This window comes from Mycobacterium sp. GA-1285 (assembly GCF_001499905.1).
Taxonomy (GTDB): domain Bacteria; phylum Actinomycetota; class Actinomycetes; order Mycobacteriales; family Mycobacteriaceae; genus Mycobacterium.
On record NZ_LQIS01000018.1, the window covers coordinates 37,884 to 64,123 of the forward strand.

Genomic DNA, 26,240 nt, shown 5'->3' on the forward strand with positions numbered 1-26,240 from the left:
CTGATCGAGGGACAATATTTGACTATCGCGCAGTTTTCTTCGACACGATGGTCAAACAGTACATCCGACCGTTGCGCCGATGCGGCGTGGCGCCACGAGATCAAGCCTAGATTTTCGAATTTCTGGTCATCCAGCGCATCACCTGCCAACCGACGAACACCGGCAGCCATATCGTCAGCACCCGATAAAGCAGAACCGACGGTACGGCGACGGCGGCGGGCATGCCGAACGCCGCCAGCCCGCCGATCAGCGCCGCCTCGACGGCACCGATCCCGCCCGGCGTCGGTGCGGCCGAGGCCAGCGTGCCGCCGACCATCGTCACCACGGTGACCGTGACGAACGACGTGTCACCGCCGAAGGCCTCGACCGCCGCCCACAGCGCTAACGCATTGCCCAGTGTCGTCGCGGCGCAGCCCGCCATGATGATCGCCAGGCGTCGAGGTTCCCGGGCCAGCGCGATCAGGTGGCCGACCACCTCCTGCAGCCGAGGCCGCACCGCCGTGGCCAGCCACCGCCGCAGTTTGGGCACCAACAGGAAGGTGCCCAGCAGCCCGAGCAGTACACCGCCGATCAGGTACAGCAGCGTCACGTTCGGGACGAATCGCGACAGGTCCGCCGATACACCGGCCGCCGTGGAGAAGAAAATGAGCAGCCCCAGGTGGGTGATGACCTGAACCGACTGCTGCAGCGCGACGGCGGTGGTGGCGCGTATCGGGCTCACGCCGCCCTTCTGCAGATATCGAGCGGACAGCGCCAACCCACCCACTCCCGCGGGCGTCGTGGTGGCGGCGAACTTGTTGGCCACCTGCATGACGACCAGCCCCCACAGGCTGACCAGTCCATCGGCACACGCCCAAAGTGCCGCCGCCGCACCGAGATACGTCAGACTCGTGGCGGCAAGACCGATCAGCGCCCACCACCAGTTCGCGGTGCGCAGTTCGGTGACGAACGTCGGCACCGAGGACAGGAACGGATACGCGACATAGACCAGCGCGGTCAGCAGGACCAGCTGGATCACCTGGCTGCGCGTGAACCGCGTGACGGTCTCGGTGCGGATCTCGTCGACGCGGGTCTGACGCTTCACCTCGTCGCGGGCGGCGGAGATGACGGCCTTGGCGTCGGTCACCGAACTGCGGATGTGCATCGGCATCGCGGCCATGGTCAACCGCCGCGACGCGCTCAGCACGGTGTCCTTGCCGAACGCGTCGATCGCGGCCCGCACCGCCGAACCCGCGTCGTAGAGATGCGTCGTCGTCACCAGCAGCTGAGCGATGTCGTTGCTCAACTGGGCGTCGGTGGCGCCGTACTCGGAGTTGTCGAATCCGCCGAACAGGACCGCGTCGCCGTCGACGGTGATCTCGCTGCTCCGCAGGTCGCCATGGGAGATCTGGCAGTCGTGCAGTTCGCGCAGCGACTCCCACACCCGGCCGACGGGTATCGACTCGACACACTCGCTGATCGGAACCCCGCGGGGCGGGGTGTGGGCATACAGCGTCCAGCCCCGGTCCAGCGCGGCGACGGCGATCGTCGAGGCGTTGGCGATCTTGAGCTCGCCGATCGCGATGGCCATCAGCGCGCGGTGCTCGACGAGGCGGCGCATCGACGCGTGCAGCGGCGCGGTCTCCCGGTCGCGCAACCGCACCTTGCGCCACAGCTGCAGCAGCACGCCGCCGCCGCGCTGGTGTGGTCCGTACAGTTCCATCACCGCCGTGCCCTGCTGCTCTTCGCAGGTGGCGGTCAGCACGAGCGGACCGGCGCCGGCGGGGCGCACCACCCGCAAGCCGGTGACGACGCAACCGCGGCGGGCCATCGCCCGCACGGCACCGTCGAGCGGCACCTCCAGCCCGGGGGTTCCGACGACGAGCACCACCAGGGCCCCGACGAACCAGCCGGCCGCCAGCCCGACGAGTGAGCGGGCCGGCACCACCGCGCTGACCACCAGGTGGATCGGCACGAACGCCAGCAGCAACGTCCACCACCAGCGCCGCCATCGGGCAGGCAGCCAGGGGCCGGAGACGGTGAGGACCGCGGCGAGCATCGCGATCCAGCGCGGATCGTCGACGAATTGGGAGGCGAAGGTGTCGAGGCGCCCGGACAGATCGAAGTGCCAGCGCGGCGCGGTCAGCCCCAGGCCGCTGATCGACAACGCGGATCCGGCGATGACGGCCGCCGCGGCGTAGGCGCCGAGCAGCTTCCACTGTCGCGACAGGATCAGGCTGACCAGGATGACGAACGGCAGCGCGACGATCGCGATGCCGTAGACGAGGTAGACCAGGTTGGCCTGGGTCGGCGTGAGAACCGCGACGATCTCGGAGATCGAGCGTTCCAGCGCCACCCATTCGCTGCGGGTGATCAGCGAGCCGGTGATGACGACCGCGAGGAACAGCGCGGCCAGCACGACGCGGACGATGTCGTTGGTCCGCCTCGTCAAAGGCTGCAGCAGGCTGCCGGAGACGGCGATATCCCGTCCGTCAACGCGCATGTATCAACGATCTTCTCCGGTCGGGGGCCACCTCGGTAGCGACCCGCCGTCAACTTAGCCGTTGACCGGTGCAAAGCGGCTCATTGGCGACTGGGTCGCTGCTCGCCGATACTGCGCCCAGGGTCGCGGATCGGCGACAGCCACAGCCGGAGAACGCACAAGCGGCTATTCCCCTCGGCGGTGTGCGCTCGTACTCTATTAGGCATGAGTACAACAACGGCGTCGGCTCTGCCGCCCGGTCCACGTCTGCCGTCGTTCGCGATGCTGCTGCTGATGATGCGGTGGTGGCCGCGGATCGTGTCGATCTGTCGACGCCGCTACGGCGACGTGTTCACGCTGACTAACTCGATGGTCGGGTCGATGGTCTATCTCGCCGATCCGGCGGACATCAAGACCGTGTTCGCCGGTGATCCGCGGATTTACCATGCGGGCGAGGCGAATTCGATGCTCACGGGGTTGCTCGGCGACAGCTCGGTGCTGGTTGTCGATGACGAGGTGCACCGCGAGCGCCGCCGGTTGATGATGGCGCCGTTCCACCGCGACGCGGTGGCGCGGCAGGTCGACGTGATGGCCGGGATCGCCGCGGAGAACATCGCCGGGTGGCCGGTGGGCAGGCCGTTCGCGGTGGCGCCGAAGATGTCGGAGATCACGCTGGAGGTGATCCTGCGGACGGTGATCGGCGCCAGCGACCCCGATCGGCTGGCCGCGCTGCGCGACGTGATGCCGCAACTGTTGAATGTCGGGCCGTGGGCGTCGCTGGCGATCGCCAAACCCCGGCTCCTGGGACACCGCCCGTGGCAGCGGTTGCGGCGCAACATGGATCGCGCAGACCGGCTCTTGTACGCCGAGATCGCGGACCGGCGCGCCGATCCGAACCTCGCCGAGCGCACGGATGCGCTGGCGATGCTGGTGCGCGCCGGGGTCGACGACGGCGCTTCGATGACCGACCGGGAGTTGCGCGACCAACTGATGACCCTGCTGGTCGCCGGGCACGACACGACCGCGACCGGATTGTCCTGGGCGCTGGAGCGATTGACCCGCAACCCCGAAGTGTTGTCAAAGGCGGTGCGGGCGGCCGATTCCGGCGACGACGAGTATCTCGACGCGATCGCCAAGGAGACATTGCGGATCCGTCCCGTCGTGCCCGATGTCGGCCGAATTCTCACCGAGCCGGTGGAGATCGCCGGCTACCGGCTGCCCGTGGGGGTGATGGTGGTTCCGAGCATCACGCTCGTGCACGAGGACGGCGACATCTACCCCGACCCCGACAGCTTCGATCCGGATCGCATGGTCGGCGCGACGTTGAGCCCGGCGACGTGGTTGCCGTTCGGCGGCGGCAATCGCCGTTGTCTCGGTGCGGGATTCGCGATGGTGGAGATGCGGGTGGTGTTGCGTGAGGTGCTGCGCCGCGTCGAGCTGGCGACGACCACGTCCGCAGGCGAGCGGCCCAAGCTCAAGCACGTGATCATGACGCCGCACAGCGGCGCGCGAATCACGGTGTCGGCGAGGAGGATTGCCGTGCCGACGGCGGCGGATCAAGCTGCATCAAGATCTGCCACCGCCGACACGTCACCCGCTGCGCAGAACTGATCAGGGGATGTCGGTGGCCGGCACGCCGCCGCAACCGACTCCGGGAACGCAACCGGCGGCGCCCTGCGGTCCGGCCGCGCCGGACGGTCCGCCGGGAATGCCGCCCGCGGCGCCCTGCGGACCGGCTGTGCCGCCCGGGCCGCCGGGGATGGCGCCCGTCGCGCCCTGTGGTCCGGCCGCTCCCGCTGGACCGCCGGGGATCGCGCCCGCCGCACCCTCGGGTCCGGCGACGCCGACCGGAGCGCCAGGCGGCGGCGGTGGCGGCGGCCATGCGCCGGGAGGCGGCGGCGGTGGAGGTGCCCACGTAGCCGGAGCGGGCGCCGGGGCCGGGGCGGCGCAGCCCGTTCCAGCGGGGTCGACGCAGCCCGAGGGGCCACCGGTCGGGAGGAACGACGGCGAAGCAAAGCCGGCAGGCGCGGCAGCGATCGCGGCAGCCGCCGCGCCGGCCACCAAGAGCGGTGAGAACTTCTTCAGGTTGGTCAACATGCCGGTGCTGTAACCACCGTTCGCGGTGCTCAAACATGCAATCTCTGCGAGGGGCCGCTTGCCGGCCAAGGACGGCGCAGCTTATTCAGAGATTCTGGCAGACGTGATGTAGCTTCAATCGACACACCGATGCGGGGTTGGCCGCTGTCGAGGGGTTAAGAGACGGTGGACGCGACACCATTCGGGCCTTATCAGCTGCAGGAGTTGATCGGCCGCGGCGGTATGGGCGAGGTCTACCGCGCCTACGACACCAAGACCGACCGCGTCGTCGCGCTGAAGGTGTTGCCGCCCAGCATGGCCGCCGACGAGATCTTCCAACAGCGGTTCCGGCGTGAGTCCCAGGCCGCCGCGGGGCTCAACGACCCACACGTCGTGCCGATCCACGGATTCGGCGAGATCGACGGCCGCCTCTACCTCGACATGCGGCTCATCGAGGGCCGCAACCTCGGCGCCATTCTCGCCGAGGCCGGGAAACGGCCGCTCGACACGACGCTGGCGGTCACGATCGTCGAACAGGTCGCGACGGCTCTCGACGCCGCGCACGCCAGCGGACTCCATCACCGCGACATCAAGCCGTCGAACGTCCTGGTCACCGAACGCCAATTCGTGTACCTCATCGACTTCGGCCTGGCGCGCAGCGCAGGAGAGAAAGGCTTGACCACCGCGGGCAGCACGCTGGGGACGATGGCGTACATGGCCCCCGAGCGCTTCGAGGGCAAACCGGTCGATCCGACCGCCGACATCTACGCACTGGCCTGCGTGCTCTACGAGTGCCTGACCGGCGTGCGGCCCTATCCCGCCGACAGCCTCGAACAGCAGATCGCCGGCCACATGAACAAGGACGTGCCCAAGCCCTCGGCGGTCGATCCACGATTGGCGGCCTTCGACGAGGTCATCGCCAAGGGCATGGCCAAGAAGCCGGCCAAGCGCTACCAGAAGGCCGGGGAACTGGCCGACGCCGCACGCCGAGCGCTCAACGCGCCGGTGCGCACCGCGCGCAGCGGCAGACACCAGGCGCGACGGGCAGCGGTGCCTGCGAAGCGGGTGCCACGCAGGGTATTGGCGGTGGCCGCATCCGTTGTATTGGTCGCGGCGCTGGGCACGTTCGGCGTGCTGCAATGGCGTGGCGACGACAGCGCCAAACCGGCCAGCGTCGAAGAGACGACGTCGCCGCCCGCCGCTACCCCCGGCGCGGTGGAGTCGATCGCGGCGACGGTGCCCGAAGAGATCCGGTCGACGGGCAAGCTCATCATCGGCGTCAACACCCCATATGCGCCAAACGAATTCAAGGATGCCGACGGCCAGATCGTCGGCTTCGACGTCGACTTGATGAATGCCGTCGCCCGGACGCTGGGCCTGGTTCCCGAATACCGCGAAACCGCGTTCGAGGCGATCCTGCCGTCGGTCCGGGCCGGCGACTTCCACGTCGGCATGTCATCGGTCACCGACACCAAGGAGCGCGAGGAGGCGGTCGACTTCGTCACCTACTTCCAGGCGGGCACCCTGTGGGCGCAGCGGATCGGGTCCGGGATCACCCCGGCCGATGCGTGCGGGCTTCGTATCGGCGTGGCGTACGCGACGCTTCAGCAGACCGAGGAGATCCCGGCGAAGAGCAAAGACTGTGTCGCCGCCGGGTCGGCGCCCATCGACGAGGCCGTCTACGTGACGCAGGACGAGTTGACCAAGGCGCTCATCAACGGCGAGGTCGACGCGATGGCCACGGATTCACCGGTCGCGGGATTCGCGATCAAGACCTCGGGCGGCGCCCTGGAGGCCGCCGGGGACGTCTTCAACTCCGCCCCGTACGGCTGGCCGGTGGCCAAGGGTTCCGGGCTGGCAGAGTCGCTGCGCCAGGCGCTGGCCCATCTGATCTCCACCGGCGAGTACCGCACCATCGCGCTGATGTGGGGCGTCGAGAAGGGCATGATCTCCACGCCGACGATCAACGGCGCGACCCGCTGACCGTCGGCGCCTGAACCGCGACGTGTAACCTGGAGTCAGCCCTTTCGGGTCAGCAGCCATCTCTCAACCCGCGATGGAACTGCGTTTCGACACCGCGCGCCCTTTCGACATCGGCCGCAGCGGAACGTAACGAAGGACTTGCTACATGCAGTCGAACGACCTGTTTTCACATCCTCAGAAGCCCGAGTTCGTCTCGAGCGAAGACCACTCCACCGAACCCGTCACCAATCCGGTGTTCTCCGACCGCCCCGAACGCGGTTCGTCCACAGCGTCGGCATGAACGGCCTCACGGGCACGCGCCGGCTGGCACGGCCCGTCCGCCTCGTGCTCGCGCGCAAACTCGGCTCCGACATCGACGGCGCCTGGTGGCCGCACACCGGCTCGGTCGCAGGCGAACTGCCTGAGCTGATCGAAACCCTGCACAAGACGCTCGGCGAGATCATCGATATCCGGGTGAACTGGGCTGCCACCGAGGGCGCGCTGGACTACAACTCGATCCTGTCAAGCAAACGCACCAAGAATCCCGCTCCGCGCCGGTCCCATCGACTGATGGTCGTCACCGGACGTTCGGCTTCGGTGAAACTCCTTGTGATACCGCATATGACGACGCCGGCACTCGGGGCGATGGTCATGCGCTGCGCGGTCGGCAAATCGAACGACGGCACACCGGAGTGCGAGCAGTGGAGCGAGGCCGCCGGCGCCGTCATTCGGGACGCACAGTCCGACAGCGTGACGTGGGCGGCGCGGACGTAACCGTCAGCGCACGACGATCGTGTGCTCGCGGCGCGGCACCAGTTCGCCGATCACCGGCGCGCCGGGGATCTCCCCGGCGATCAGCAGGCCACCCGACGTCTGCGCATCGGCCAGCAGCAGCGCCTCATCCTCGTCGACGGCGGTCAGATCGACGTGCGGCGCCACCCAGTCGAGGTTGCGCCGCGTCCCGCCGCTGACATAGCCCTGCGCCAAGGCGTCCCGCGCGCCGTCGATGTAGGGCACCGCCGTGCTGTCGATCACCGCGGTCACGCCGCTGGCCCGGGCCAGCTTGTGTAGGTGCCCGAGCAACCCGAAACCCGTTATGTCGGTGGCACATTCGACGCCAGCGTCGACGGCGGCCCGTGCGGCATCGGCGTTCAGCGTGGTCATCACCGCGATCGCCTCGGCGAACGTCTCGCCGGTGTTCTTGTGCCGGCTGTTGAGCACGCCGACACCCAGCGGTTTGGTCAACGACAATGGCACACCCGGTTTGCCGGCGTCGTTGCGCAGCAACCGATTCGGATCGGCGACACCGGTCACGGCCAAACCGTACTTCGGCTCGGGGTCGTCGACGCTGTGCCCGCCGGCCAGGTGACAGCCCGCGGCCCCACACACATCCAGTCCGCCGCGCAACACCTCGCCGACCAACTCGATCGGCAGCACATCGCGCGGCCAGCCCAGCAGGTTCACCGCGACGACCGGACGCCCGCCCATCGCGTACACATCCGACAGCGCGTTGGTGGCCGCGATACGGCCCCAGTCGTAGGCGTCGTCGACCACCGGGGTGAAGAAGTCCGTCGTCGCGATCAACGCCAGGCCACCGCCTGAACCGACGCCGTCGAGGCGCACCGCCGCAGCGTCGTCGCCGTCGTCGAGCCCCACCAGCAGTTCGCCGATCGGGTCGCGCGGCGCTGCCCCGGTCAGGCTGCGCACCACGTCCTCGAGTTCGCCGGGCGGGATCTTGCATGCGCAGCCGCCGCCGTGGGCGTACTGGGTCAGCCGGAAGGTCATCTGCTCCGTCACAGCCTCCATGCTGCCTGGCATGATCGGTCCGTGGGTCAGGGAGGCGTATCCGGTCTGGTGACCGGCGCGGTCTTCAAAATCGCTGAGCGGCAGATCCTGTCGCTGGCGGGTTCGATTCCCGTCCGCCTCCGCCACCCCCTGGGGGTGATCAGCGGTCCCACACCACCAGGCCGTCGTCGCGGATCCGCGCCCCGTCCGACGGCTCGTGCGGCACCAGCCGACCGTCGTGCATGAGGTGTTCGACCGGCACCGAGAACCGCAGCACCGCCACGTCGGCGACGATGCGCCGGTGGCAGCGCCACCACACCGACTCGCTGCACATCATCGCGGTGTGCTCTCGCCGGGACTGGTCCACGAGATCGCCCAGAGCTTCCTGGAACTCCTCGGTGCGCGTGTAGGCGGCGTAGGCGGCGAACTGCTTGACCCGCCACCACGGATCCTCGGGTTCGGAGTCCGCGGGCAGGCTTCTGCGTCCGCCCAGTCGCTGCTCCCAGCGGTAGGCCAACCCGGCCGCTTCTGCCCAATCGGTGATCGCGGTCATCGCGACGTCGGGGTTGTGCCGGCTGTTCGGATAGCGGCGAATGTCGACGAGCGCCTCGACGCCCGCCTCCTCCAGCAACCGCGCGAGCCCCGACCTGCCGAGCGCACCGTGTCCCACCGACGTCAACACACCACCGGTGTACCCGGTCGACGTCGTTGCGCCATGATGGCTGCATGCGAATTCTGTGCGTTTTGTTGCGCTGGCCGCAACAAAGCGCACACAACTCACGAGGGCGACGGTGACCGACCCACGACGACGTGTGCCGCGCACCGACGCGCTGCTCGCCGATCCGCGCCTGGCCGAGGCCTCGCGGGTGTTGGGCCGAACCCTGGTGAAAAGCGTTGTGGGACAGTCGCAGCAGCGTGCGCGGGCCGGTGAGATCGAGCCGGAGCGCGTCGCCGACGACGCGGTCGCGTCGCTGCCGGCGAGCGCGGCCAGCCTGCGGCCGGTCATCAACGCCACCGGCGTCGTCGTGCACACCAACCTGGGGCGGGCGCCGCTGTCACAGGCCGCGGTCGACGCCGTCGTCACCGCGAGCGGCGCCACCGACGTGGAGTTCGACCTCGAGACCGGACGCCGGGCCCGCCGTGGACGCGGAGCGCTCGCCGCGTTGGCGCAGGCCGTCCCCACGGCACAAGGCGTACACGTGGTCAACAACAACGCCGCCGCGCTGCTGCTCACCGCGATGACGCTGGCGCCCGGCAGGGAGATCGTCGTCAGCCGCGGCGAGCTGATCGAGATCGGCGACGGCTTCCGGCTACCCGAACTGATGGAGTCGACCGGCTCGCGCATCCGCGAGGTCGGCACCACCAACCGCACCCACCTGCGCGATTACGCCGACGCGCTCGGCCCCGACACCGGTTTCATCCTCAAGGTGCACCCGTCGAACTACGCGGTCACCGGTTTCACCTCGACGGTCGGCGTGCGCGAACTGGCCGGACTCGACGCGCCCCTCGTCGCGGACATCGGCTCAGGCCTGCTCACCCCGCACCCGCTGCTGCCCGACGAGCCCGACGCCACCACGATGCTGCGCGACGGCGCCGACGTCGTGACCGCCAGCGGGGACAAGCTGCTCGGCGGACCCCAGGCCGGCCTGCTGTTCGGCTCGGCGGAGCTGATCGAACGGCTGCGCCGCCATCCCGCCGCGCGGGCGATGCGGGTCGACAAGCTGACCCTCGCCGCGCTGGAGGCCACGCTGGTGGGCCCGCCGCCGCCGGTCATGCAGGCGCTCGACGCCGACGTCTGCGATCTGCGCGCCCGCGCGCGGAAGATGGCCGCCCAACTCCCGGGCGCCGAGGCCGTCGACTGCACCGCCGCGGTCGGCGGTGGCGGCGCACCCGACGTCGCGCTGCCGAGCGCCGCGATCAGCCTGCCGGAGTCCTACGCCGCGCCGCTGCGGGCCGGCGCACCCGCGGTCGTCGGACGGCTGGAGGGCGGTCGGTGCCTGCTGGACCTGCGCACCGTGTCTCCCGACGACGACGGCCTGCTTGCCCAGGCGGTGCTGGCGTGTACGTCGTAGCGACCGCGGGCCACGTCGACCACGGCAAGTCCACACTCGTCCAGCGCCTCACCGGCATGTGGCCGGACCGGCTGGCCGAGGAGCAGCGGCGCGGCCTGACCATCGATCTCGGCTTCGCGTGGACGACGCTCGACGGCCGTGAGGTCGCGTTCGTCGACGTGCCGGGCCACGAGCGGTTCGTCGCGAACATGCTCGCCGGATGTGGTCCGATGCCCCAGGAAAGCCCGGTCATGTTCGTCGTCGCCGCGACCGAGGGCTGGATGCCGCAGTCCGACGAACACCTCGATGCGCTGCGGGCGCTCGGCGTCCGGCACCTGCTCGTGGTGATCAGCAAGGCCGACCTCGCGGACCCTGCGCGCGCGATCGGACAAGTCCGCGAGCGACTGCCTGAGGTGCCGGTGGTGCTCGGTACGGACTTGGAAGCCGTTCGCGGCGCGGTGATTTCGCTTGTCGACGCACTGCCGCCACCCGACCGTGACGCCGACGTGCGGCTATGGGTGGACCGGTCGTTCACCGTCCGCGGCGCGGGCACCGTGGTGACGGGGACGCTGGCGGCGGGCACGTTGCGCGTCGGTGACGAGCTCGAGCACGCGGGACGACGGGTGACGATCCGCGGGCTGCAGTCGCTCGGTGAGGATCGTCGGGAGGTCGGTGCTGTCGCGCGGGTCGCGGTGAATGTGCGCGGCGTCGACCGCCGGCACATCGGTCGCGGCGACACCGTCCGGGCGCCGGGTGCGTGGTTGGCAACCGCCGAAATCGACGTTCTGCTCAGGGAACCCGGCGAGTTACATCGGCAACTCGTGCTCCACGTCGGGTCGGCAGCGGTGCCGGTGCACGTGCGACCGCTCGGCGCGGCGGGCGCGCGGCTTCGGCTGACGCGTCCGCTGCCCCTGCGGGTGGGTGACATCGGAGTGTTGCGTGACCCCGGCGAGCACCGGATCGCCGCGGGCGTCGAGGTGCTCGACGTGCGGCCGCCCGCGCTGCGGCGTCGCGGTGCGGCACGGCAGCGCGGTGAGGACCTGGCCGCCGGGCGTGTGCGTCCGCCACCGTGTGCACGGGTAACGGAGTTGCGCGCCATAGGTTTTGACGCCGACGGCACCCGCATCGGGGAGTGGATGGTCGACCACGAGTGGTGGGCTCAGCGCCGCCACCAGATGACCGCGGCGCTCGACGACTGGACGGCCCGGCACGATATCGCGGCGGGGATGCCGCTGGAAGCCTTACGGCAGCAGTCCGGGCTACCCGCCGTCGAACTGCTGCAGGCGCTGCTGGACGGCACCGGGCTTCAGGTGGCCGACGGGGTGGTGCGACGCCCGGACGCGGAGTTGCCCGCACGCGTCGACAAGGCGGTGCGAACGGTGGAGGAGTGGTTGGCGGCCGAACCGTTTCAGGCACCGGAGGCCGACGAACTCGCCGACTTGAACCTGGGGCCGCGGGAACTCGCGGCGGCGATCCGTGCCGGACGGCTCACCAGGATCGCCGACGGCGTGGTCCTCGGCCCCGATGCCGTCGACCACGCCGCACAGATCCTCACGACGCTGCCGCAGCCGTTCACCGTCGCCGAAGCCAAGCGCGCGCTGAACACCACCCGGCGGGTCGCGGTGCCGCTGCTCGAACACCTCGACGCTCGAAAGGTCACCCGGCGAGACGCTGACGGCAACCGAACGCTTCATGCGCAGGAGCGTTGAACGCGCAGGCCCCACTAGCTCCACCAACCACATTGGCCTCCGGTGGGTTCAGCATCGCAGGTTCCCACCTCAGAGCGAATTATTCGCCGAGCGAATAATTCGCTGAGAGCCGGGCAACACGGAAGGGCTCTCCGCTAGAGACTGATGAGACGACGGTGACTGCCGGAGCGGGCCCAGTGGAAAAACCACTGACCGTCGGGGACCACCAGATCGTTGATGCCGTAAACCCCCGCTCGCGGGTGTCCCAATCATCCTCTGCCGCGCGTATTTTGGTCGACCGCGGTGTCATGGGTGAACGGCGGCACCAGGGGCGCCGCTAGCGTTCGGCCTTGACCACCTGCGCCAAACTGAACTGCCACCGCTCGACGAGCCGGAAACCCATATCGTGGCTGACCGCGAACGCTCGCGTACCGCCGAAGAGCGGTCCCGGGGGAATCGCAACTCCCTCTTCATGTTCCGGGGCTTCGGGGTCGGCCTGCGTGATGATCCAGACGACGGCGCAGTGTTCGAGCGGCCCGACCGAGGCCTCGGGGATCAGGTTCGTGTCGAACACGTCGCGGCGGTCGACGGCGCGCTGCCACAGGCTGACGTCGACCAGACCGACGTAGGCGTCGGGACGCGCAGCCATCAGCGGCCGCATCGGCGCGGGATGGAAGGTGACGGTGTCGTTGACCAACAAGCAGTCGCCCGCAGCGGACTTCGCCGAGATCAGGTCGGCCACCTGGCTGTAGTCCATGCCGTACTTCGCGTACGGACCGCGTTGCCCGGCAATGAAAGTGGGGGCCGCGACGACGGCCAACACCACCACGACCGCCGTCGCCACCCACGCCGAGCGTGCCACCGCCATGACACAGACCCCGAGCAGCAGCGCCATCGCGGGCGCGGTGAAGCACAGATACCGCGGAGTGTAGAGCGGTTCGCGCACCGCCGAGTACGCCACGATCAGCGTCGTCGGGATCACCAGCCAGGCGACGGCCAGCACGACCGCTTCCCGCTCTCCGACACTCGGCCGCCGCACGAAGACCCACACCCCGATCGCGGTGAGCACCACCGCCGCAGACAGCGCAGCGAAATACGGGTTGCGGTCGAAATACTGTTGTACGGCGACATCTTCGAACGTGCGCGAACCGATCGGCGTGATCCAGCTGATCTGCTGGGCCTGCCCGGCGACCACCGCGACAAACGGTGCCATCACCGCGACGCCCACTCCCGACGAAATCGCGAACGGCAGCACCACCGACCGACGGCGCCGAAACACCAGCACGAACACCGCGTGCGCGAGGACCAGCAGCACCAGATAGACGTCGAGCAGAATCGACACCGCCAGCAGGGCGCCGTATCCCGCCCACGCCCAACGCGATTCGCGCCCCGCCGCCCGCACCAACACCGCGGCCAGCCAGACCGCGAGCATCATCGACAACGCGTACGGACGCGCCTCGATACCCGCCCACGTCACCCGGGGCAGGATCGCGCACACGACGCCGGCCACCACCCCGACCGCCCGCGAGGACAGCTGCCGACCCAACACCACCACGCCCGCCGCTGCGGCGCCGACTGCCAGGCCGCTGGGCACCCGCGCCCAGAACTCGGTCGGCGGCACGATGGCGAACCAGCCGTGCATCAGCACGTAGTACAGGCCGTGGACGGCGTCGACCTCACCGAGCATCTGCCACAGCGCAGGCAGCAGCCGGCTGTAGGACGCCGAGATCGTCGCGGCCTCGTCGTACCAGAACGACGGGCGCCCGGCGCCCACGAGGCTCACAGCGGCGCCGAGGATGCCGACGAGCAGCGGTTCCAGCCGTGCGAGCCGGCCGCGGGTGAAGACGTCTACCAGACGCGGATCCAGTCGACGAGCATGACCGACGGATACGGCGCCCGACGCGGATCGCCACCGCCCGAACCGCCGACCGCGAGGTTGAAGATCGCCTGCAGCCAGTAGCCGGGCTTGCCGAACGGCCACCGCAGGTCGCCCGGTCGGCCGTGGACCGGGATCGGCTTGGCCGGCACGGTGAAGTACGGATCGGCGCCGTCGACGTAATCGCGCCAGAAGCGGAACCCGTCCTCGGTCCACTCGGTGCGCCAGGTGTGCCACGCGGGATCCACCAGATGGGGGATCGACATGCCCTCCCACGTCTTGCCGTTGGATGCGGCGTGGACAGTGGTTCCGGGCGGCCACGACTCGTTGCCGTAGTACTCGACGATGTCGATCTCACCGTCGGGCAGTGGATCCTGGTTCAACAGCCAGTAGGCGGGCCAGAGACCGGGGTGCATGCAATCGAGCTTGATGCGCGCCTCCCACGTGGTGCCGATCTGGCCTCGGAAGTGGCTGAGCACCTTGCCGCTGAAGTATTGGTCACCTTCCTGGGTGGCGCACAGCACGAGGTTGGAGTTGCCGTCGACGAACACATTGCGGCGGTCATCGCGGTAAATCCCCACTACCGGGGGCCATACCTCGTCTTGCCAACTCTGGATGATCCACTTCGCCGGATCGGGGGCAGAACCCGCCGGGCCGTCGAATTCGTCCACGAAGAGGTAGCTGCCGGAGGCCGCATCGGGCGGCGGCTGCGCCGGCGGCGCGGGACGAAGCGGCGAGGCGTTCGCCAGCGGCGCGGGTAGGGCCGCGCCGAGCGCGGCGACTCCGGTCATCATCATCAGGGTGCGACGGTCGATTTCGGCCACGGAAGCCACCATAGAGGGTGCCTCCCCTGATCATGTCGGGTTCCGGCCACCGCGACTCCCACCGCAGTGATCCGACGACGACGGCCGGGCGCGCCGCACCCCGGTTGACCAGGCGCAACGCCGACATGAGCCGGCTTCGTGGCAACAGCGACCGACACGCGGTTTGATGGGAGCGACGTCGGGTAAGGAGCCTTCGAGGAGCCTGAGGAGGCGCAGTGGACATCAAGGGGCTGTTCCAGTCGTGGCCGGTGTACCGGCAACTCACGGGCCAGGACCGGTTGGGACGCGGCCAGGCCGCCCAGTCCAGGCGCTCGATCGAGTTGACCCCGCGCACCGTCGACGCCGACCGCGTCGCGCACTCCGTCTGTCCGTATTGCGCGGTCGGGTGTGCGCAGAAGGTCTACGTCAAGGACGAGAAGGTCGTTCAGATCGAGGGCAACCCCGACAGCCCGATCTCACGAGGCCGCCTGTGCCCCAAGGGATCTGCGAGCAAGCAACTCGTCACCGGTCCGCAACGGCTGACCAAGGTGCGCTACCGCCCGCCGTACGCCACCGAGTGGCAGGAGATCGATCTCGACACCGCGATGGACATGGTCGCCGACCGGGTGCTCGACGCCCGCGCCAAGGGTTGGCAGCAGTTCGACGCCGACCGCAACACGCTGCGACGCACCATGGGCATCGCGAGCCTCGGCGGAGCAACGCTGGACAACGAGGAGAACTACCTGATCAAGAAGCTTTTCACCGCCTTGGGAGCGTTACAGATCGAGAACCAGGCGCGGATTTGACACAGCGCCACGGTTCCCGGTCTGGGAGCCTCCTTCGGTCGCGGCGGGGCGACGGACTACCAGCAGAACCTCGCCAACTCGGACTTCATCGTGATCATGGGGTCGAACATGGCCGAGGCCCATCCGGTCGGGTTCCAGTGGGTGGTCGAGGCCAAGGCGCGGGGCGCCAAGGTCGTGCACATCGATCCGCGGTTCACCCGGACCAGCGCGCTGGCCGACCGGCACCTCACGCTGCGGGCGGGCAGTGACATCGCCTTCCTCGGCGGCGTCATCAACTACATCCTGAGCAACAACCTCGACTTCCGCGAATACGTCACCGCCTACACCAACGCGTCGTTCATCGTCGACGAGCGCTTCCGCGACGCCGAGGACCTCGACGGGCTGTTCTCCGGCTACGACGACGAAACCGCCTCCTACGACCCGTCGACGTGGCAGTACGAGCGCACGGATCGCGAGGGCGGCGGATCCGGAGCCAAAGAGGAGGCCGCGCCGGACCAGCAGGGGTCCGGCGGCGCGCCGATCGACGACACCGCGCAGCGGATCCCGAGCGATCCGACACTGCAGCATCCGCGCTGCGTCTTCCAGATCCTCAAACGGCACTACGCCCGCTACACACCGGAGATGGTGCAGCGGGTCTGCGGCGTGTCCGCCGACGATTTCTTGGACATTGCGCGGGCGTGGACCGAGAACTCCGGGCGCGAGCGCACCGCAGCGCTGGTCTACAGCGTCGGGTGGACCCAGCACACGCTGGGCGCGCAATTCATCCGCGCCGGCTCGATCATCCAACTGCTGTTGGGCAACATCGGCCGTCCCGGCGGAGGAGTGTTCGCGCTGCGCGGGCACGCCAGCATCCAGGGCTCGACGGACGTGCCGACGCTGTTCAACCTGCTGCCCGGCTACCTCGCGATGCCGCACGCCGGTCAAGAGAGCCTGGGACAGTACATCGACGACATCCGCGGCCGGAACCAGAAAGGTTTCTGGCACAACGCCGATACCTACATAGTGTCGCTGCTCAAGGAGTACTGGGGCGAGAAGGCAAGAGCCGACAACGACTTCTGCTTCGACTACCTGCCCCGCATCAACGGTGACCACGGCACCTACCGCACCGTGATGGACATGGTCGACGGCAACGTGTTCGGCTATTTCCTGCTGGGGCAGAACCCGGCGGTCGGGTCCGCGCACGGCCGACTGCAGCGCCTCGGCATGGCCAACCTCGACTGGCTGGTGGTGCGCGACCTCGTCGAGATCGAGAGCGCGACGTTCTGGAAGAACGCGCCGGAGATCGAGACCGGTGAGATCGACCCGAAAACCTGCCGCACCGAGGTGTTCCTGTTCCCGGCCGCCTCGCACGTCGAGAAGTCCGGCACGTTCACTCAGACGCAGCGCAAGCTGCAGTGGCGCGAGCAAGCGGTCGAACCGCCCGGCGACGCCCGCTCCGAGCTGTGGTTCTTCTACCACCTCGGCCGGATTCTGCGCGAAAAGCTCGCCGGCTCAACCGATGAGCGGGACCGACCGTTGCTCGACCTGTCGTGGGACTACCAGCTGGACGGTGACGAACCGTCCGCCGACGACGTGCTGCGGCGCATCAGCGGCGTGGATCTGACGACGGGTCGTGCCGTCGACAACTACCTCTCGCTGAAGGCCGACGGCTCCACGATGTGTGGCTGTTGGATCTACAGCGGCGTGTACGCCGACGGGGTCAACCAGGCGGCGCGGCGCGCTCCGCACGACGACTCCCAGTGGGGTTGGGTGTGGCCGATGAACCGTCGCGTGCTCTACAACCGCGCCTCCGCCGACCCGCAGGGGCGACCGTGGAGTGAACGCAAGAAATTGATCTGGTGGGACGCCGACGCCCGGGAGTGGACAGGTTACGACGTCCCGGATTTCGAGAAGACCAAGCCGCCGGACTACCGACCACCGCTCGATGCGGTCGGCGTCGAGGCGCTGCGCGGCGACGACGCTTTCGTCATGCAGGCCGACGGCAAGGGCTGGCTGTTCGCGCCCAACGGTGTGCTCGACGGGCCGTTGCCGACGCACTACGAACCGCACGAGTCGCCGGTGGCCAACGCGCTCTACAAGCAGCAGGGCAATCCGGCGCGCAAGGTGTACGGGCGCGCGGACAACCCGTCGAACCCGTCACCGCCGGAGTTGCACGGCGAGGTGTTCCCCTACGTCTTCACCGCTGCACGCTTGACCGAGCACCACACGGCGGGCGGGATGAGCCGCCAGCTGCCGTATCTGTCCGAGCTGCAGCCCGGCCTGTTCGTCGAGGTGTCACCGGTGCTGGCGGCCGAACGCGGTCTGACGCATATGGATTGGGCGCATGTGGTGACCAGCCGATCGGCGGTCGACGCGCGGGTGTTCGTGACCGACCGGATGCGGCCGCTGCGGGTCGAGGACCGGATGGTGCATCAGGTGTGGATGCCGTACCACTGGGGCAGCGTCGGGTTGATCGACGGCGACGTCGTCAATGACCTGCTCGGCGTGGTGGCCGATCCGAACGTGTTCATTCAGGAGAGCAAGGTCGCGACGTGTGACATCCAGCCGGGGCGGCGGCCGCGGGGTCCGGCGCTGCTGCAGTACATCGCGATGTACCGGGAGCGGGCACGCATCACCCCCGAGACGGGCACGAACCTCGACACCACCGAGCCGTCGGAAGATCACACCGAGGAGAAGCCATGAGCCGCAACAGCTTCTACGGACCCCTCGACGACGTAGCCGGCGAGGCGGGATACGGCGAACACCCGCCGCGGATGGGCTTCTTCACCGATACCTCGGTGTGCATCGGCTGCAAGGCGTGCGAGGTCGCGTGCAAGGAATGGAACGAAGTCCCCGTCTCTGGGGATGGGGATGGTTACAACCTGCTGGGCATGTCGTTCGACAACACCGGTGAGCTGGGGGCGAACTCGTGGCGGCATGTCGCGTTCATCGAGCAACCTTCCCGGGAGCGCGTCGACCTCGGAATGCCCGGTTTCGAGCGCCCCGGTGACACGATGAGCGCCGAGACCCGGCAGGACTTCCGTTGGTTGATGAGCAGCGACGTGTGCAAGCACTGCACCCACGCCGGGTGTCTGGACGTGTGTCCGACGGGTGCGCTGTTTCGCACGGAGTTCGCGACCGTCGTTGTGCAGCAGGATATCTGCAACGGCTGCGGTTACTGCGTGTCGGGCTGCCCGTACGGGGTGATCGAGCGGCGGGAGGGCGACGGCCGGGCCTGGAAGTGCACGCTGTGCTACGACCGTCTGCTCGACAGGCTTGAGCCCGCATGCGCCAAGGCGTGCCCGACGGACTCCATCCAGTTCGGTGTGCTCGATGAGCTGCGTGAGCGAGCCGCGTTGCGCGTCAACGAGTTACACGAACGCGGCATCACCGAGGCGCGCCTGTACGGCGAGGATCCCAACGACGGTGTCGGCGGCGACGGCGCGTTCTTCCTGCTGCTCGACGAACCGGAGGTGTATGGGTTGCCGCCGGATCCGGTGGTGCCGACGCGCGACATGGGCGCGATGTGGCGCTACGCGGGGATGGCGGCGACGGCGATGGTCGGCATCGCCGTGTCCTCGTTCTTCGGAAGGCGCAACTGATGCCGCGCGAACAACTCGCCGTGCCCGAGGCCGAGTTCCGGTCGTACTACGGCAAGCAGATCCTCAAGAGTCCGGTGTGGGACTGGAGAATCGCGGCGTACCTGTTCTGCGGCGGGTTGTCTGGCGGCTCGGCGATGCTCGCGGCCGGAGCGGACCTGACGGGACGGGCCGAGCTGCGGAAGGTAACCCGAATCGGTTCGCTGGTCAGCATTTTGGCCAGCCTGTACTTCCTGATCGCCGACCTCGGGCGGCCGGAGCGGTTCCACCACATGCTGCGCGTGGCCAAGCCGAGTTCGCCGATGAGCATGGGCACCTGGATTCTCTCGGCGTACGGCCCGGGGTCGGGCGTGATCGCGGTCGCGGAGCTGATGCCGCGTCGCCTGCGCCGCACGGCGTTGGGCCGGCTGGTCGAACGGGCGGCACGACCGGCCGGTTTGTGGGCGGCGGGAACGGCGCCGGCGGTGGCGTCGTACACGGCAGTTCTGTTGTCGCAGACGGCCGTTCCTGCCTGGCGGGAGGCCCACCCGTATCTGCCGTTCGTGTTCACGGGTTCGGCGGCGGCCAGCGGTGCCGGGCTCGGGATGCTGTTGGCGCCCTACGACGAGAGCGTCCCGGCGCGCCGCATGGCGGTACTGGGCGCGGGCATGGAGGTGGCGGCGTCGCGGGTGATGGAGCAGCGGATGGGTGTGGAAGGCGAGGCGTATACAGCGGGACGGCCACATCGCTTGCGCCAGCTGTCGGAGGTGCTGACGGTCGGGGGAGCCGTCGGCGGGGCGCTGGGGCGGAACCGCGCGACGATGGCCGCGTCGGGGGCGGCGCTGCTTGTGGGCAGCGCACTGCAGCGGTTCGGGGTGTTCGAGGCCGGTGTGGCGTCGACCCGCGACCCGAAGTATGTCGTGGTCCCGCAGCGCGAGCGGGTGGATGCTCGCGAGCGCCTACGCACGAGAATGCACTGACGGCTGTGCACGGCCGACCACGACCCTGAGGCAATCTCGCCCGTAGGACCACGAACAACACCCATCCGTCGGCCGCCCCGTCGGATACCGTGTTCCTCCATGACTGCACCGACCACCGAAGCGGAACCGCCGCGGTCGACTCCCGCCGAGACCAGGCGGGCGGTCTGGAACACGATCCGCGGCTCGTCGGGCAACCTCGTCGAGTGGTACGACGTCTACATCTACACGGTGTTCGCCTCGTACTTCGAAGGGCAGTTCTTCGACGAGTCCGAGAAGAACTCGACGGTGTACGTGTACGCGATCTTCGCGGTCACCTTTGTGATGCGACCCGTGGGGTCGTGGTTCTTCGGACGGTTCGCCGACCGGCGGGGCCGGCGCGCCGCGCTGACGGTCAGCGTGTCGCTGATGGCGTTCTGCTCCATGGTGATCGCGCTGGTGCCGTCGCAGGCGACGATCGGAGTCGCCGCGCCGGTAGTCCTCGTGCTCGCCCGCCTTGTGCAGGGGTTCGCGACCGGCGGTGAGTACGGGACGTCGGCGACGTACATGTCCGAGGCCGCGACCCGCGACCGCCGCGGCTTCTTCTCGAGCTTCCAGTACGTCACGCTGGTGGGCGGGCATGTGCTGGCGCAGTTCACGCTGTTGGTGCTCGACGCGTTCCTCAATGAGGACCAGTTGCACGACTTCGGCTGGCGCATCGGTTTCGCGCTCGGAGGGGTTGCGGCGGTCGTGGTGTTCTGGCTGCGTCGCACCATGGACGAGTCGCTCAGCGAGGATGTCATCGAGGCGACGAAGGCCGGTGAGGACAGGGCCGCCGGATCGATACGCGAGTTGTTCACCCGGTACTGGAAACCGCTGCTTCTGTGCTTCCTGATCACGATGGGCGGCACGGTCGCGTTCTACACCTACAGCGTCAACGCGCCGGCGATCGTCAAGACCGCGTACAAGGGAGGGTATGACGGGCACCTGGATCAACCTGATCGGCCTGATCTTCCTGATGCTGCTGCAGCCGATCGGCGGGATGATCAGCGACAAGGTCGGACGCAAACCGTTGCTGCTGTGGTTCGGTTTCGGCGGGCTGGTGTACACCTACATCCTGATCACCTACCTGCCCGAAACACGTTCGCCGCTAACCTCTTTCCTGCTGGTTGCGGTCGGCTACGTGATCCTCACCGGATACACCTCGATCAACGCGCTGGTGAAGTCGGAGCTGTTTCCGGTACATGTTCGGGCGCTCGGAGTCGGCGTGGGGTACGCGCTGGCGAACTCGATGTTCGGCGGCACGGCGCCGTTGATCTACCAGGCGCTCAAGGAACGCGACCAGGTGCCGCTGTTCATCGGCTACGTCACCGTGTGCATTGCGATCTCGCTCCTCGTGTATATCTTCGCGTTGAAGAACAAGTCCGAGACATTCCTCGATCGCGAGCGCGGTCACGCATTTGTGCGCTGACTCCGGGCTGCGGCACTCGATAGAGGTGGCTCTGTCATGACGACATCCGAAGTAATGCGCCGTGCGGTTGTCCTGACCGACTTCGCCGACAGCAGTAGGTTCGCGATGGCTGGGCTGCCGATACCGCTTATGCGACATCCCGATGAAGTGCTGGTCAAAGTCTCCGCGACGAGTGTCAATCCGATCGAATGGAAGACCTACCGCTACAGAAGGTTTCAAGCGGCGCCCACAAGCGTGGTGCGTCAAGTCTCTCCCGCCGTACCGGGTCGATGGCAGGGGAAGGTCTGATAAATCCAGAGATTCGACGAACCAGCCAGTGCATACGTTCGGTAATGCTCCGTCGAGATCAGGCGCAATCCATGCAGCGGAGATGCGGAGACGACGTAGCAATTCCTCGAGTGTTCGAACATCGACATGTACCAAGAGAACGCATCGGAATCAGCGGAACTCCACGACGCTGGCTGAGCGGCATGGTATCCCACCCACTCAAAACCCGCATTGATGTCGGTATGGGCTACCCCCCGGGCCACAAGCTTCGAAGCGGCATGCCACCGCGCCGCATCGAAGGCAAGGGCGTTAGCGATTACGGCCGTCGAGGTCGCCGCTAGGATCGCCACCGCAGCCACCGGAAGTAACTTGCGGCGGACCGGCGGCGGAGAGCGGCCGTCGGTTGCACGGCAGCCGAGCAAGGCAACGCAAGCCACGGGGATAAGGATGAGCAGAGATCGCCCGAAGGCCGGCTGCCCCAGGACAACCTGCGCGAGCGTGCCGCCAAGGGTGAGAAGCAGCACCAGACCAAGCATTCGGTCGAGTCGGATCCCTGAGTCAATGAGCTGCCCCACGATGAGAGCCAGCGATACGCAAGCCATCACTACCAAAGTGAACCACCACCAGTCAGGCAGCACGTGACGCGTGCCGATGGAGGCTGCAGTGTAGGCGCCATCCCGCGTCAAGTAGTTGCTGAGGAAGATGAAATTCCCCTGGCCGAAGACATGCGCCACGCCTGCGACGAGGGCGGTCAGCACAAACACACCTACGCTTATCCGCTGCGCTCGTCGCGACCATCTGCGTGGGCGCACTGAAATGAGCACCACTGGAAAGACGGCAAGGGCCACGAAGAAGCACATGGCAACGGCTGTTGCAATTGCAAGTACCGTGCTAATGCCGAGCGGCGTCAGCGGGGCTCCGCCGTCATGAGGCAGGGATCGACGCCATACTTCAAACACCGCGATCACTAGTGCGGAGAACATTCCGGCGAGTAATGCAATCCGGCGCTTTCTGCCGCGCCAAGCCGTCAGCGTGACCGCGACTGCGACAACTGGGCCGACGATCGCCTGTTCCCTAACCGTGACTCCCCAAGTGCCGATGGCAAGTGCGCCCAGCAAATACCGCGCATCCTGCACGCGAAGCGCTCGGTCAGTCAGGAAGAGACAAGCAACTACGGCAGTGAAGGCAGGGATCTCTGCCATATAGGACGTTGTCAGCAGTCCGAAATCCGGCGTCAGACCCACAAGGGCGGTTCCCAGGAGCGCCCCGCTACGCCCTATTCGGGGCACTAGCAAGCCGTAGGTGGCTAGGAGCCCGCAGGTCGCCAGCGCGGCAACAAACAGCTGTTGAGCGACGATCGACTGGCCCAAGGGCCCCAGGATGACAATCTGTCCAATCAAGGCGGCGCGATTCCACCCCACGAGCTCGATCGAGCCACTTCGAGCGTGACGTTCGGCAATCAGGGAGTACGCCCATGCATCGTTGTGAGGAATCTCCAAGCTTCCGGTGAAAACGGCTAAGAAGACGGGCCAACCAATGCAAAAACAAAGGATCCCGGCCAACGGAAGAAGCTGACGGTAACTGACCCCTGCCCTGCCAGATAATGCAGAACTTGCCGTTGACCACATAAATGTGAAGGCCCCCCATGCACATTCCCGCGTCCCCTCACGCGCCGTGCGGCAGACTAACCCAAACCAGACGCAGAGTTGCAGAATTCAGCTGTTTCGGATACTGCCCTCTAACACACGGGAGGGTCGCGGGTAATTCGCCGATTCGCGCATGACTGAGAACATGGGCACCCTTAGTCGATGGAATAGTGAGACGCGTTTCCGACCAACAGGCCGTCAGTCCTCGAGCGCCCGCCCGACGATCAACGGGTCCGGCTCGCCGACCACCTCGACGTCCTTGTCGTCATAGTCGAAGCGCGACAACAGATATCGCATCGCGTTGATCCGCCCGCGCTTCTTGTCGTTGCTCTTCACCACGATCCACGGTGCGTGGTCGGTGTCGGTCGCCAGGAACATCTCCTCCTTGGCCCTGGTGTAGTCCTCCCACCGGTTGACCGCTTCCATGTCCATCGACGAGAACTTCCACTGCCGCAGCGGATCGACCAGCCGGATCGCAAACCGCGTCCGCTGCTCGGCCGGCGACACCGAGAACCAGAACTTGGTCAGGTGCAATCCCGAGTTGACCAACATCTCCTCGAACGCGGGTGCCTGGCGCATGAACTCGGCGTGCTGTTCGGGCGTGCAAAAACCCATCACCCGCTCCACGCCGGCGCGGTTGTACCAGGAGCGGTCGAACAACACCATCTCCCCGCCGGTGGGCAGATGTCGCACATAGCGCTGGAAGTACCACTGCGACTTCTCTTCTTCCGTGGGCTTCTCCAGCGCGACGACCCGTGCGCCGCGCGGGTTGAGGTGCTCCATGAACCGTTGGATCGAGCCGCCCTTACCCGCCGCATCCCGGCCCTCGAACACGATCACGTGCCGCGCGCCGGTGCGCTTGCTCCAGTTCTGCAACTTGAGAAGTTCGATCTGGAGCTGTCGTTTGGTCCGCTCGTACTCCTCGCGACTCATCCGCTCGTCGTACGGATATCGTTCGCGCCACGTCTCGATCGGCTTGCCGTCGCGGTCGAGCAGCACCGGGTCGTCTTCGTCCTCGTCGTTGACGGTGTATCCGTGGTCGTCGGTCGACAGCGCGTCGAGGTCGATCTCCGAGTCTGCAGTCGTCATCACCGGCTCCTAATGACGCTCGCCTACCCGCAAGCTTGCGGGGCTAATCGCGCTAACCTCAGCGGGTGCGGCTCCTCCGCGTCGTCGCCGGCGCCCCGTTCAGCTTCGCGTGGCTGCTCGTCTTGCTGGTCACGACCCGTGTTCAGCGCTCGGCCGGACATCGGGGGTCGCGACGGATCCAGCGCAGAAACTCCACGAACCTGCGCCGGCTGCGCAGCGAACCGCACCGCGTGCTCACCACCAGCCTGTTCTGGCTCGATGACCACAGGTGGTGGCCCTACATACCGGTGTTCGTCGCCGTCGTCGCTCCCGCGGAGCGCCGATTAGGTTGGTGGCGTTGGCTTCTCGTCGGGATCGGTGCCCACGTCGTCGCTACCTACGTCGGCCAGAGCTACCTGCGGCTGCTGATCCGGAAGGGCCGTGCGCCGCAGCGGCTGGAGAACGCCCGCGACGTCGGGGTGAGCTACTTCGTTCTGGGGGTGGCCGGTGCGCTGTCGGGCTACACCCGCAAGCGGTGGCGCTCCGGCGCCCAGGCCGCGGCCGCGCTTGCGTTGGTCGGTAACGCCGTCGCCCGGCCCACGTTCACCGAAGTCGGTCACCTGACCGCGTTCGTGGCCGGACTGGCGACCGTTCCGATGATGCCGAACCGAGAGGACCGGCCCTACCCGCCGATACCGCTTTGACCTCCGCACATCGGTGCGAAGGTTTCACAGCCTCCACCCCGGGAACGTTGTGGCCATGGATTGGGAATGTGCCGTGGTCGGGGGAGGGGCCGCCGGCTTGAGCGCCGCCCTCGTGCTGGGCCGGGCGAGACGAAGCACGGTCGTCATCGATGCCGACGAACAAAGCAACCGCGCCGCCGGCGTCATCGGAGGACTGCTCGGCTACGACAAGCGTCCGCCCGCCGAGCTGTACGCCCAAGGACGACGCGAGCTGACGGCCTACCCGAGCGTCGAGTACCGCCACGGGCAGATCGTCAGCGGCCGCCCGGTCGACAACGGGTTCATTCTCGAACCCGACGACGGTGATCCGATTCTCGCCAAGCGGGTGTTGCTCGCTACCGGCATGCAGTACTGCCCGCCGGATCTGCCCGGCCTTGCCGAGCTGTGGGGCACCTCGGTTTTCCAGTGTCCGTTCTGCCACGGCTGGGAGATGCGCGACAAGCGCCTCGCCACCATGGCCGCGGGCGAAGAGGCGATGCACGCAGCGTTGATGCTGCGCGGCTGGAGCGACGACGTCGTGTTGCTGACCGACGGGCGCACCGACCTGTCACCCGCCGACAAAAAGGTGCTGCAAGCCGCCGACATCACCATCGACGACCGCCGCGTCGTCGAATTGCTCAGCGAGGACGGCAAACTGAGCGCGATCGCGTTCGCCGACGGTGACCGGCTCGCCCGCGACGGCCTCCTCGTCGAGGCACCGCTCAAGCAACGCTCAGCGCTCGCCGAGCAGCTGGGCGCCGCATGCACGCCCGGCCCGCTGGCCGTCGACACGATCAGCATCGACCCCATCCACCGCACCGAGGCCAGCGGCGTGTTCGCCGCAGGTGACCTCTGCAGCGAGCAGCCGTACGTGGCAGGCGCGATCGCCGCGGGGTCGAAGGCGGCGATGATCATCGTGCAGAGCCTGCTGGCCGACGAGTTCGGTCTGCCCTACCCACCGATTTGACTAGGGCGTGTCTGACAAAGGTTTCGGGTGTTGTGCCTGAGGCTTGAGGGATGTCGCGATTTGAGTTGTTGTCTGATG

General features: G+C 67.7%; 18 protein-coding genes, 1 tRNA gene and 1 pseudogene. 12 read left to right on the forward strand and 8 right to left on the reverse strand.

Going from position 1 to position 26,240, the window contains the following annotated elements:
• Window positions 1-106: 106 nt before the first annotated feature.
• Window positions 107-2,482: a lysylphosphatidylglycerol synthase transmembrane domain-containing protein gene (locus AU193_RS12470; RefSeq protein WP_064422699.1), complete on the reverse strand. Its 2,376-nt coding sequence runs from the start codon at window positions 2,480-2,482 to the stop codon at window positions 107-109.
• A 204-nt stretch (window positions 2,483-2,686) separates the two neighbouring features.
• Here AU193_RS12470 and AU193_RS12475 point away from each other — a divergent pair, with 204 nt between their 5' ends.
• A complete protein-coding gene (locus AU193_RS12475) occupies window positions 2,687-4,072 on the forward strand; it encodes a cytochrome P450 (protein ID WP_064422700.1) in 1,386 nt (461 codons plus the stop codon).
• Here AU193_RS12475 and AU193_RS12480 read toward each other — a convergent pair whose 3' ends face one another.
• Window positions 4,073-4,558: a hypothetical protein gene (locus AU193_RS12480; RefSeq protein ID WP_064422714.1), complete on the reverse strand. Its 486-nt coding sequence runs from the start codon at window positions 4,556-4,558 to the stop codon at window positions 4,073-4,075. It abuts the gene before it with no gap.
• A gap of 165 nt (window positions 4,559-4,723) precedes the next feature.
• On the opposite strand from AU193_RS12480, the gene AU193_RS12485 reads away from it, so the two are divergent.
• Window positions 4,724-6,520 (forward strand): bifunctional serine/threonine-protein kinase/transporter substrate-binding domain-containing protein, encoded by a 1,797-nt coding sequence (locus AU193_RS12485; protein ID WP_064422701.1) that lies wholly within the window; start codon window positions 4,724-4,726, stop codon window positions 6,518-6,520.
• A gap of 276 nt (window positions 6,521-6,796) precedes the next feature.
• Window positions 6,797-7,273, forward strand: a complete 477-nt coding sequence (locus AU193_RS12490) for a DUF5994 family protein (protein WP_064422702.1) — start codon at window positions 6,797-6,799, stop codon at window positions 7,271-7,273.
• A 3-nt stretch (window positions 7,274-7,276) separates the two neighbouring features.
• On the opposite strand, the gene selD is transcribed toward AU193_RS12490, so the two are convergent.
• A complete protein-coding gene (gene selD, locus AU193_RS12495; protein ID WP_064422715.1) occupies window positions 7,277-8,284 on the reverse strand; it encodes a selenide, water dikinase SelD in 1,008 nt (335 codons plus the stop codon).
• 51 nt (window positions 8,285-8,335) lie between these two features.
• Here selD and AU193_RS12500 point away from each other — a divergent pair.
• Window positions 8,336-8,430, forward strand: a tRNA-Sec gene (locus AU193_RS12500).
• Between the two features lie 14 nt (window positions 8,431-8,444).
• On the opposite strand, the gene AU193_RS12505 is transcribed toward AU193_RS12500, so the two are convergent.
• Window positions 8,445-8,966: a DUF488 family protein gene (locus AU193_RS12505; protein ID WP_064422703.1), complete on the reverse strand. Its 522-nt coding sequence runs from the start codon at window positions 8,964-8,966 to the stop codon at window positions 8,445-8,447.
• A 109-nt stretch (window positions 8,967-9,075) separates the two neighbouring features.
• Between AU193_RS12505 and selA the strand changes: the two genes are divergently transcribed.
• Both selA and AU193_RS12515 read left to right on the forward strand, forming a co-directional pair.
• Complete coding sequence (gene selA / locus AU193_RS12510; RefSeq protein ID WP_064422704.1) at window positions 9,076-10,356, forward strand: L-seryl-tRNA(Sec) selenium transferase; 1,281 nt, start codon at window positions 9,076-9,078, stop codon at window positions 10,354-10,356.
• Window positions 10,344-12,044, forward strand: coding sequence for a selenocysteine-specific translation elongation factor (locus tag AU193_RS12515; protein WP_064422705.1), 1,701 nt, complete (start codon window positions 10,344-10,346; stop codon window positions 12,042-12,044). Before selA ends, AU193_RS12515 begins: the two co-directional genes overlap by 13 nt.
• 316 nt (window positions 12,045-12,360) lie before the next feature.
• Here the strand turns inward: AU193_RS12515 and AU193_RS12520 are convergent, their stop codons facing one another.
• Both AU193_RS12520 and AU193_RS12525 read right to left on the reverse strand, forming a co-directional pair.
• A complete protein-coding gene (locus AU193_RS12520) occupies window positions 12,361-13,878 on the reverse strand; it encodes a glycosyltransferase family 39 protein (RefSeq protein WP_064422716.1) in 1,518 nt (505 codons plus the stop codon).
• Window positions 13,872-14,714, reverse strand: coding sequence for a family 16 glycosylhydrolase (locus AU193_RS12525; protein WP_064422717.1), 843 nt, complete (start codon window positions 14,712-14,714; stop codon window positions 13,872-13,874). The genes AU193_RS12520 and AU193_RS12525 overlap by 7 nt, the downstream gene beginning before the upstream one ends.
• A 224-nt stretch (window positions 14,715-14,938) precedes the next feature.
• On the opposite strand from AU193_RS12525, the gene fdh reads away from it, so the two are divergent.
• The 4 genes and pseudogenes from fdh (at window position 14,939) to AU193_RS12550 (ending at window position 21,492) form a co-directional block, all read left to right on the forward strand.
• Window positions 14,939-18,190, forward strand: a complete 3,252-nt coding sequence (gene fdh / locus AU193_RS12535) for a formate dehydrogenase (RefSeq protein WP_253867790.1) — start codon at window positions 14,939-14,941, stop codon at window positions 18,188-18,190.
• On the forward strand, window positions 18,187-19,089 hold the full coding sequence (locus tag AU193_RS12540) for a 4Fe-4S dicluster domain-containing protein (RefSeq protein ID WP_064422708.1): 903 nt from the start codon (window positions 18,187-18,189) through the stop codon (window positions 19,087-19,089). Before fdh ends, AU193_RS12540 begins: the two co-directional genes overlap by 4 nt.
• The gene (gene nrfD / locus AU193_RS12545) at window positions 19,089-20,045 is read left to right on the forward strand and encodes an NrfD/PsrC family molybdoenzyme membrane anchor subunit (RefSeq protein ID WP_064422709.1); all 957 of its coding nucleotides are present in this window, start codon (window positions 19,089-19,091) and stop codon (window positions 20,043-20,045) included. The genes AU193_RS12540 and nrfD overlap by 1 nt, the downstream gene beginning before the upstream one ends.
• 99 nt (window positions 20,046-20,144) lie before the next feature.
• Window positions 20,145-21,492, forward strand: a pseudogene (locus tag AU193_RS12550) (MFS transporter).
• Between the two features lie 242 nt (window positions 21,493-21,734).
• Here AU193_RS12550 and AU193_RS12555 read toward each other — a convergent pair.
• Together AU193_RS12555 and ppk2 are read right to left on the reverse strand one after the other, a co-directional pair.
• The gene (locus tag AU193_RS12555; protein ID WP_172798290.1) at window positions 21,735-23,321 is read right to left on the reverse strand and encodes a glycosyltransferase family 39 protein; all 1,587 of its coding nucleotides are present in this window, start codon (window positions 23,319-23,321) and stop codon (window positions 21,735-21,737) included.
• A 282-nt stretch (window positions 23,322-23,603) separates the two neighbouring features.
• Window positions 23,604-24,494, reverse strand: coding sequence for a polyphosphate kinase 2 (gene ppk2 / locus AU193_RS12560; protein ID WP_064422711.1), 891 nt, complete (start codon window positions 24,492-24,494; stop codon window positions 23,604-23,606).
• Between the two features lie 65 nt (window positions 24,495-24,559).
• Here ppk2 and AU193_RS12565 point away from each other — a divergent pair, with 65 nt between their 5' ends.
• Entirely contained in the window at window positions 24,560-25,177 is a 618-nt protein-coding gene (locus AU193_RS12565) for a rhomboid-like protein (protein ID WP_064422712.1), read from the forward strand.
• Between the two features lie 55 nt (window positions 25,178-25,232).
• A complete protein-coding gene (locus AU193_RS12570; protein ID WP_064422718.1) occupies window positions 25,233-26,162 on the forward strand; it encodes an NAD(P)/FAD-dependent oxidoreductase in 930 nt (309 codons plus the stop codon).
• The last annotated feature ends 78 nt before the right edge of the window (window positions 26,163-26,240 follow it).

Excerpts from the sequence above, each read along its gene's own strand:
- AU193_RS12470 (WP_064422699.1), bottom strand. The coding sequence starts at position 2,482 with ATGCGCGTTGACGGACGGGATATCGCCGTCTCCGGCAGCCTGCTGCAG.
- AU193_RS12475 (WP_064422700.1), top strand. The coding sequence starts at position 2,687 with ATGAGTACAACAACGGCGTCGGCTCTGCCGCCCGGTCCACGTCTGCCG.
- AU193_RS12480 (WP_064422714.1), bottom strand. The coding sequence starts at position 4,558 with ATGTTGACCAACCTGAAGAAGTTCTCACCGCTCTTGGTGGCCGGCGCG.
- AU193_RS12490 (WP_064422702.1), top strand. The coding sequence starts at position 6,797 with ATGAACGGCCTCACGGGCACGCGCCGGCTGGCACGGCCCGTCCGCCTC.
- selD (WP_064422715.1), bottom strand. The coding sequence starts at position 8,284 with ATGACCTTCCGGCTGACCCAGTACGCCCACGGCGGCGGCTGCGCATGC.
- AU193_RS12540 (WP_064422708.1), top strand. The coding sequence starts at position 18,187 with ATGAGCCGCAACAGCTTCTACGGACCCCTCGACGACGTAGCCGGCGAG.
- nrfD (WP_064422709.1), top strand. The coding sequence starts at position 19,089 with ATGCCGCGCGAACAACTCGCCGTGCCCGAGGCCGAGTTCCGGTCGTAC.
- ppk2 (WP_064422711.1), bottom strand. The coding sequence starts at position 24,494 with ATGACGACTGCAGACTCGGAGATCGACCTCGACGCGCTGTCGACCGAC.
- AU193_RS12570 (WP_064422718.1), top strand. The coding sequence starts at position 25,233 with ATGGATTGGGAATGTGCCGTGGTCGGGGGAGGGGCCGCCGGCTTGAGC.